Raw genomic sequence first — 2,242 nt, forward strand, 5'->3', positions numbered from 1 at the left:
CTGGCTGGAGGACCTGGTGGTGTAGGGCTCGTGGGCGGAACCCGTGGCGACAAGGCCGCGCCCGGCAAGGGCGCGGCCTTGTCGCATTCAGGCCCCGATTAATGGTTGAATAAAATCAATTCCCGCTCAGGAAGAACGCAGCTTCGCGGCGCGCGATGATGCCGCCACCCAAATCGCCGGGAAAATTTACCTTTCTTCGCTGCCAGTCAAGCATTTCTTAGGTTGTTTTTTTGTCGTCAGTGACGGCAAATAAAATGCGCTGGTGAAATTTTTGCGATGTTTGTCAAGGCAAATTGCCCTTTGCGCCGTCCCAAGTGGCATTAAAGAAAAATAGTTCCCCGATATTAATTCCGGTTGTTATTCAAGCACCGAGTTTTCCTATAGCATGTTGATCTGGTTCTATATATTGCAGAATTGCGAGCATGGTTTTAGATGCTGGCCAAGTTCTGCAATTCCGCCTGTCGTCGGGCGGATCGAATAATGCAAAATCCAAGCGGAAAAAACATGAAACCATTTTTCAAAAAGCACCTCGTCGCCAAACTTCGTGACGCGTTTCGTGTTGAGGCTCTCGAGCCCCGGGTGCTTCTTTCCGCCGACCCCATCTTGGGCGTCGCCAATCTGATTTTGCCTCTTGACCATCATAACGACCATGTCGCGCTCGATGCCTACACCGGCGCCCATGCAGGAGCGCTCGACCACGCCACGGTCGGCTATGCCCTGGCCGACCAGATGCTGGCGGCCACGGTGGCGCAGGCGCCCGCCAAGCTGGGCGCGGAGCCGAAGTTGTTCGATGTCGCCGCGCTGGCCCGCAGCCAGGGGGCGATGGACGGCCAGATGGTGGTCGCGGCCAACGACGTGCTCAAGGGCAGCGGCAAGCTGGATCTGTCAACCCTCAACTCCGGCATCGTCCAGATCGAACTCGGCGGCACCGCGCCCCTGGTACAGGCCGGCGAAAACATCTTCGAACTGGTGCCGGACGCCACCTCGCTCAAACTGTTCGCGCACACCGAGGTCCCGCTTGACGAGAGCATGGCCGGAACCAGCGGCGGCGCGGCCGCCGACATCACCGTCACCGGCAGCGAGGTGCAACTTGACGGCGCCGCGAGCAGCGCCGGGGCGGTGCTCTCGTTCGTGCCGCTCGACACGGCCAGCACCATCGTGTTCGGCGCCAGCGGCGGCGACGTCGCCGGCGCAATGAACATCAACATCGTCGACGTGGCCCAATTGCAGGACGGCTTTGACCAGATCGTCATCGGCAGCGACCTGGGCCATCACACGATCAACATCGGCAGCGCCGGTTCCAGCGCGCCGATTCAACTGAGCGACACGCTGGTGTTGCGCAATCCACTGCTGGGCGGCGAAATTTTCGTCAACAGCCCGCTGACCCTGACCGACAACGCCTCGCTCATCGTGTACGGCTCCGGCCACACCATGGCCTACGCCGACAGCGTGTCGGCCGAGGGCGACATTCTGATCCATGACTCGGTCGAGATTAACAGCAGCACCAAGGCCGTCATCATCACGGCCGGCAGCGACGGCAGCGGCCAGATGTCGTTCGGCGACGACAGCGGCATGTATTTCCGCGGCGTCCCAGGCGGCGTGCTCGACAGCGTCACCCTGCGCGGCCCCGACAACATCGTGTTCTCGGGCGACATCGGCAACACCACCGCGGCCAACGGCGCGATGGCGAACCTGACCATCGAGGGCGTCAATGTCAACGGCACCATCAACACGCCGGACGACATCACCTTCAAGGGCTCGGTCACGCTGGCCGGCAATCTAATCATCAACGCCTCGGGCGCGGTGGTGTTCAACAGCAACATCAACCTGGGCGGCGGCAACCTGACGATCCTGGGCGCGACCAGCGTCACCTTCGGCGGCAGCGTCAACGTCGGCGGCGGCAGCATCTTCATCGAGGCCGACGAGATCACCTTCGCCGGCGGCGGCGAGTCGGTAAGCGGCAGTGGCGCCATGACGCTGCGCCCAGCCACGATTGGCCTGAAGGTTGATGTCGGCGACCCGGCCGGCAGCTCCACGCTCGACACCCTCAATATCGACAACGCCGACATCACCCGCTTCGCCGACGGCTTCAGCAAGATCGTCATCGGCCACCAGGGCCTGGACGGCCATGCCGCCGCCGGCGCCGGCGCGGTGCGCATCGGCGCGGCCAGCGGGCTGCAGGCGCCCACCCTGCGCGACAACCTCGAAGTCTACGGTGGCAGCATCACCGTGGTCGACTACG

General features: G+C 62.5%; 1 protein-coding gene. It reads left to right on the forward strand.

The genetic code is table 11. From position 1 onward, the window contains the following. Positions 1-504: 504 nt before the first annotated feature. Positions 505-2,242 (forward strand): LEPR-XLL domain-containing protein (locus tag C7C56_RS10795; RefSeq protein ID WP_181373120.1); only part of this gene is annotated, 1,738 nt, incomplete at its 3' end.

Origin of the sequence: Massilia glaciei, from assembly GCF_003011895.2 — a bacterium.
In the GTDB taxonomy this organism is placed as follows: Bacteria; Pseudomonadota; Gammaproteobacteria; order Burkholderiales; family Burkholderiaceae_D; genus Telluria_A; species Telluria_A glaciei.